Source organism: Pelotomaculum sp. PtaB.Bin117, assembly GCF_002067195.1.
In the GTDB taxonomy this organism is placed as follows: Bacteria; Bacillota; Desulfotomaculia; order Desulfotomaculales; family Pelotomaculaceae; genus Pelotomaculum_D; species Pelotomaculum_D terephthalicicum.
Map to the genome: position 1 here is coordinate 1 of NZ_MVQM01000018.1, position 2,984 is coordinate 2,984.

At 52.7% G+C, this 2,984-nt stretch carries 3 protein-coding genes; 2 read left to right on the forward strand and 1 reads right to left on the reverse strand.

The window, feature by feature from the left end; all coding sequences use genetic code 11:
• Positions 1 to 925, forward strand: a 925-nt coding sequence (locus tag A4E54_RS00590) for an outer membrane protein assembly factor BamB family protein (RefSeq protein WP_286723718.1), incomplete at its 5' end; no start/stop codon positions are given.
• Positions 915 to 2,393, forward strand: coding sequence for an S-layer homology domain-containing protein (locus A4E54_RS00595; protein WP_286723721.1), 1,479 nt, complete (start codon positions 915 to 917; stop codon positions 2,391 to 2,393). The genes A4E54_RS00590 and A4E54_RS00595, both read left to right, overlap by 11 nt.
• 69 nt (positions 2,394 to 2,462) lie before the next feature.
• Here the strand turns inward: A4E54_RS00595 and A4E54_RS00600 are convergent.
• Positions 2,463 to 2,984, reverse strand: a 522-nt coding sequence (locus A4E54_RS00600) for a DUF4349 domain-containing protein (protein ID WP_286723722.1), incomplete at its 5' end; no start/stop codon positions are given.

Here is a 2,984-nt window from a genome sequence, read left to right on the forward strand (position 1 = left end):
CGGCGGCAAATCGGGACGTCCGGTGTTTGACACGTACGGATCAATATTTATGCCGGGTAATGCTTTGATTCAGGAGATAAAGTTAAACGGCAGCAAAGGATGGAGCTTCCAAGTTTATCAGAATGACAGCAAAGCAGCGGCGCAACTGACCACCGGCCCCGGTAATTTATTATATCTGCCCCTGCCGTCGGCCCTGTATGCTGTTGACACCGCGGGACACTATAAATGGATGGTAATGCGCTGGGGCGAAGAGGGTGCCGGCAGCACCCAGCTTGATACCGACTGGGAAATATTCGCCAGCGCAGGTAACGATCAGGCTGTATTTGTCGTTCTCGGCAGGAAAGATGAAGGGTTTTACTTGACGGCGTTAAGCGAAGAGGGAGAGATCTATTGGCGCTGCCCGCTGGGTGACATTAAGGGGGCCAATCTGGTCAACGGCGCGGACGGCCGGATATACGCCACTGTTAATCCCCAAAAGATTGACAGCTTGAACAAAGGGAGAGTTCTCGCATTCGACAGCTATGGCGACGGCAGTCCCCTGTGGAGTTATCGTGTGGGGTACGACGACCTGACAGCCCCCACCCTTTCCGAACATGGCCTGCTTTACTTCTGCGCAGGGGAAAGACTTTACGCCGTGAATCAAGATGACGGCACGGAAGCATGGCATCAAATTTTTAGTGAGGCTGTTTCCCGGCCGTCGGTGGATGAAAGCAGCATGCGCGTTTACCTGGGAACGGGAGACAAGCGCTTGCTGGCAGTGAACCCGCTGGGACGGCTGGATTGGGATCTTGCCCTCGACGGCAAGGTTTCCATGCAGCCTTTCGCCGGACCCGACGGATACCTTTATGTAATGACAGACGCGGGAACCCTGTACAAAATTATAGATGAACCGCCGGATCCTAATGGAGACTACGATGATTATTAAAAGAACAAGAAAAAACAGCCTCTCTTTCCTGATTTTTTTCATATTTTTTTTCGTTGTTTCCGCGGTTTGGGTATGGTGCCGCTGTTTACCCGCCTTGGCCGCGAAGGCGCAAGATGTTGTTTCTTTTAGCGATTTGCCGGAGCACTGGGCCCGGAGCCATGTTACCCGGCTGGCCGCCCTGGAGATGGTCAAAGGTTATCCGGATCATACTTTCAAGCCGGATCAACTGGTCAACAGGCTGGAAACAGTCGTGTTAATCGTCCGTTCAGGCGGTTTTGCCGCGGAGGCTGAGAAACTGGCCGCTAATAATAATAAAAAAAAGAATAGCGCAAACTCCGCGAGCGGCGTGGAGACAAAACAAACGCCCAAAGTGCCCTGGGGGCAGTCCTATATCGACCTGGCAGTGGAAAAAGGATTTCTCGCGCCGGATGACCCGGAAGATTATGATTACGCCGGGCCGGTGACCCGGCTTGAGGTGGCGGAACTTTTGGCGCGGGCCATGTGCCTTGTGCCGTCTTTAATCGGAAATGAGTCGGCGCCGGCTGAAAATAATATATTGGCGGAAGACGGCTTGTCTTCCGCTGGAGCCTTTTCCGACCTGGATACGCTGGAACCTGAAGAACAAGTCTATGTTGCGGCGGTTGTTAACGCTAACGTCATGTCCGGCTACCCGGACGGCACCTTCCGGCCGCAGGACACTCTAACCCGGGCTGAAATAGCGGTAATCCTAAGCCGGCTGGTGGACCGGGGATGGGTAAAAATCCCGGACGGACGCCGCCTTGCGGGATGGATTGCCGGTATTGAGAAAAATAAAGATCGCCGGGATATACTTTTCAACTCGCTGTCCGGCGCGCAAAAGCTCCAGGTGGCGGACAATGTCCAATGCTTCCTGGCGGAGGAGGAAGAATCCCTGGAACAAGCGGCTGGTTTTCGCTGCGAGGTGATTTTGGACGGGCGCCGGCAGGTAAGCTGGGTTAATCTTTTGGAGCTAAAGGATGACGCGGTGGAAACGGAGAAAATCAGGGGAACGGTTAAAATGGTGGCTTTGGGCGAGGACAACTTAATGGTGCTTTGCGATATGAATGTAAAAGACTTGATTTTGCCCCTGGCCTGGGATGCTGTTGTAAGCGGGGGAAAAGCGTCAAAGGGGTTTGGTTCGCTTAAACAGGGTGACTTTGTGGATGTGCTGGTGTCCCAAGGGCAGGTCAGAAAAGTAACCCTTCTTGATGTGAAGACAGCTTCCGGCGAGGTGAAAAGGATTGAAGACGGGCGCATGTATTTGAAAGGAAGCTCTTCAGGGAAAAAACCGGCGTGGTTTAATCATTATGATTATGCGCGGATAGTGGATAAAGACGGGATTCGGCAGGATAGCGTGGCGGCCGGCGATAAGGTTAAAGTCACTTATCTTGATCCGTTACCCGGTGAGATTGATGATGAGGTAGTGGTTGAGATAAAAGTTACGAAATAATAGCTAGGTGGCGGGCAATATTTAAGCCGGGCTTAAAGCCCGGCCTTTGTCGTTTTAGTTTTACTTTTCCTACTTATCCTCCAGCCGCAACGTGATCACCCGTTTGCCGGCCTCCGCGTTCCAATCGTCAAGCTGCTGCTTATATGATGCTGCCAGCGCTGCCAACCGCTGCCGTTCCTCGCCGCCTCCGGCTGAATTGATCTGCGCCTGCGTATCGTGGTATTTTATCAGTGTTTCGTTGTAATAGGAAGTAATGTCTTTATTTTCGTCTTTTCTCTCAATTAACGCTCCTATACCGGCCAGTTCAGTGATAGAGCCGGCTGCCTGTTCGGAGGCTACCGTCAACCTGATGGTTGCGACTTTCTTGCTGCCGCTCTGTTCCTCCGGAAACATCTGCATAACCGCCCCGTAGCTATATGCCAGCTTCACCGCTTTGGCCCTGGCCCCGGCCAGATCGTCAACTGCCAGTGTTAAATTGGTGCTGGTCACATTTATTCCGTTGCTAAGCATTACATGGGGCTCTTCCACTGGAGACTTGTTATCGGCCGCTGTTGGCGCCTTTCCCTCTCCTTTATCTGTGGGGCCGTTATT